This window comes from Rhodococcus sp. EPR-134, from assembly GCF_001647205.1.
GTDB lineage: Bacteria > Actinomycetota > Actinomycetes > Mycobacteriales > Mycobacteriaceae > Rhodococcus_F > Rhodococcus_F qingshengii.
On the sequence record NZ_LVCT01000193.1, the window covers coordinates 1 to 2,610 of the forward strand.

4 protein-coding genes and 1 pseudogene are annotated in these 2,610 nt (G+C 61.5%); 3 read left to right on the plus strand and 2 right to left on the minus strand.

The genetic code is table 11. The features are described 5' to 3' along the window. The 3 genes from A2J01_RS08635 to A2J01_RS08645 form a co-directional block, all read left to right on the plus strand. On the plus strand, positions 1-366 hold a 366-nt coding region (locus tag A2J01_RS08635; RefSeq protein ID WP_156519219.1), incomplete at its 5' end, for an ATP-binding cassette domain-containing protein. Next, positions 363-1,118, plus strand: coding sequence for an ABC transporter permease (locus A2J01_RS08640; RefSeq protein ID WP_003944033.1), 756 nt, complete (start codon positions 363-365; stop codon positions 1,116-1,118). The genes A2J01_RS08635 and A2J01_RS08640, both read left to right, overlap by 4 nt. Continuing rightward, positions 1,115-1,732 (plus strand): TetR/AcrR family transcriptional regulator, encoded by a 618-nt coding sequence (locus A2J01_RS08645; RefSeq protein ID WP_058037511.1) that lies wholly within the window; start codon positions 1,115-1,117, stop codon positions 1,730-1,732. The genes A2J01_RS08640 and A2J01_RS08645 overlap by 4 nt, the downstream gene beginning before the upstream one ends. Here the strand turns inward: A2J01_RS08645 and A2J01_RS08650 are convergent. Together A2J01_RS08650 and A2J01_RS08655 are read right to left on the minus strand one after the other, a co-directional pair. Further along, complete coding sequence (locus tag A2J01_RS08650) at positions 1,729-1,935, minus strand: Trm112 family protein (protein ID WP_003944045.1); 207 nt, start codon at positions 1,933-1,935, stop codon at positions 1,729-1,731. The two genes, A2J01_RS08645 and A2J01_RS08650, sit on opposite strands and share 4 nt — an antisense overlap. Positions 1,936-1,974: 39 nt before the next feature. Continuing rightward, positions 1,975-2,610: pseudogene (locus tag A2J01_RS08655) on the minus strand (acyl-CoA synthetase); the annotation flags it as partial.

The following is a 2,610-nucleotide window of genomic DNA, read 5'->3' on the forward strand; positions in this document are numbered from 1 at the left end:
TACGCCGACCAGACCGCCGCCGATCTGTCTGGTGGTCAACGCGGGCGAGTCTCGCTGGCTTGCGCGTTGGTGGCGTCACCTGATGTGTTGATCCTCGACGAACCGACCGTCGGCCTCGATCCGGTGCTTCGCGTCGAATTGTGGGAACGATTCGCTGACCTTGCTCGCAGCGGAACCACCCTGTTGGTCTCGAGCCACGTCATGGATGAGGCCGACCACTGCGCTGAGCTGATCCTGATGCGAGACGGGTACCTCCTCGCTCAACTCACACCCGATGAATTGCGCGCCAAAACCAGATGTGAACGGCTCGAGGACGCCTTTCTCGAGCTGATTCGGACTTCACCCGTCGGAGGTGAAATATCATGAGCATCAGGATCTTCGGCGCTACGACCGTACGCATTCTGCTTCAGCTCCGCCAGGACCATCGCACGGTGGCCATGATCTTGTTGGTCCCGTCGTTGTTGATGATTTTGCTGTATTTCCTCTACCAAGACGTCCCGACGCCACCCGGCCAGGTTTCGCTCTTCCAACGAGTGGCGATCACGATGTTGGGAATCTTGCCGTTTGTGGTGATGTTCCTGGTCACATCCATCGCCATGCAGCGCGAACGCAGTTCAGGAACCCTCGAACGCCTGCTCACCACACCGATGGGCAAACTCGACCTTCTCGCCGGATACGGGGCGGCATTTTCGCTCTCCGCCGCCGCTCAAGCAGCTCTCGCGTGCGCGGTTGCTTTCGGATTCCTCGGACTCACCATCGCCGGCAGTCTTGCCTGGGTCATCGTCATTGCAGTTCTCGGCGCAATACTGGGCGTTGCGCTAGGCCTGTTGGCCAGCGCATTCGCGAAGACCGAGTTCCAAGCGGTGCAATTCATGCCGGTAGTTGTGGTTCCACAGCTCTTCCTCTGCGGACTCCTGGTACCGCGCGACCAATTGCCGACCTGGCTCGAATGGATCAGCAACGTCCTCCCCTTGAGCTACGCCGTCGACGCACTTCAGCAAGTGTCGATGCATGCCGACGCGACGGGTCAGATGTGGCGTGATCTCGCCGTCATGGCGGGCTTCGCCGCCGCCGCACTATCGCTGGCCGCGGCCACACTCGATCGCCGCACTCCATGACCGACAAGGACACGAGTCCTGCACCGATTCGTTCGGGGCGACGACCGGGCAAGTCGGAGACTCGCGCGCAGATCCTCGATTCGGCGCGACGGGCGTTCTCCCAGAACGGTTTTCGACGAACAACCGTTCGATCGATAGCTGCGGCCGCTGACGTCGATCCGGCTATGATTCATCACCATTTCGGGAGCAAGGAGCAGTTGTTCACCGCTGCGATCGCGCTACCGATCGATCCAGCAAAGGTACTGGGACCGGTTCACACCTCCCCGACCGAAAACCTCGGCGAAAGCCTTCTCCGGGCGGTGATCGGGCTATGGGATTCGGAACATCAGCCGGCGATTCTGGCGGCTTTTCGATCAGCCATTTCCGGCGACGGATCGCAGCTGATCCAGAGCTTTCTGCTCGATGTCGTATTGCGCGACATCATTCCGCGGGTGGACACACCACCTGGTACCGGCTTGATCAGAGCGGAATTGGTGGCCTCTCAGATGGCCGGACTGCTTGTCACGCGATATGTGCTCGGACTCGAACCACTCGCATCATTGAGCTTTGACGCTTTGGTACCGCTGGTGGCTCCGAACCTCCAGCGGTACCTGACCGGTGAATTACCGATCTAGCCTTCAGCCCGCGCGAGCAACTTCTCGTGCTCGTCGTCCGCCACATCGCGTGCCTCGTCGATCAACAGAACGGGAATGCCGTTCTCGATCGGGTAGGCACGCCGCAGGCGCGGGTTGTAGAGCAACTCGTCCCCGACCAGCAACAGCGGGCCTTTGTCCTGGGGGCAGGCCAAAATGCTGAGCAACGTCGAATCAATAGCCACGTGAGTCCTCTCGAACCGATCAAACAGAATGTCCTCAGGCTACCGTGCTCCGGTGCTCACCCTCGTCGGCATCAACTGCGCGGCAATTGCCTTGGTCAGCCGCTTGTACGACTGCGACTCGGAATCGAGGAACCACGTCCGTGGCCCCGGCGCCGGCAATCCGGCCGCGGCCAACGCAGTGGAGCTCGGACGGTACGACGAACCCACCGGGATCTCGTCAACCACGTGCACGATATCCGGACGAGCGTCGAAAGCGATGCGCGAGAGGGCCTCTGCAAGCTCGGCAGAACGGAACTGCCGTCCCGGACGCCATGTCACGGCAGCGACCGCCAGCTGATGCGGCGCGTCACCGACTCCGTATGCAACGGCAAGATCCACCCGCGCCACACTCGACAACGCGTCGACGATCGGCTGGGTGAACACGGGACCGCGGAGCGTGGAAATGACCGTGTTCTTGTGGTCGATCAGCCAGTAGTCGCCGTCGGCGTCCCGGCGGAAGAGATTTTCGGTGGGAATCCACGAATCGCCGGCTTGGAAGAGACCTCGCATGGCTCCGCCCGAGAGATCGGCGGTGAATCCCGCGCGCCCGAGCAGCAATCCGACCTCGTCTTCGGCGCACTCACGGACAAATCCGTTTCCGTTCTCGAGGAGCCGACCACTCAGCGGGTCGTATGC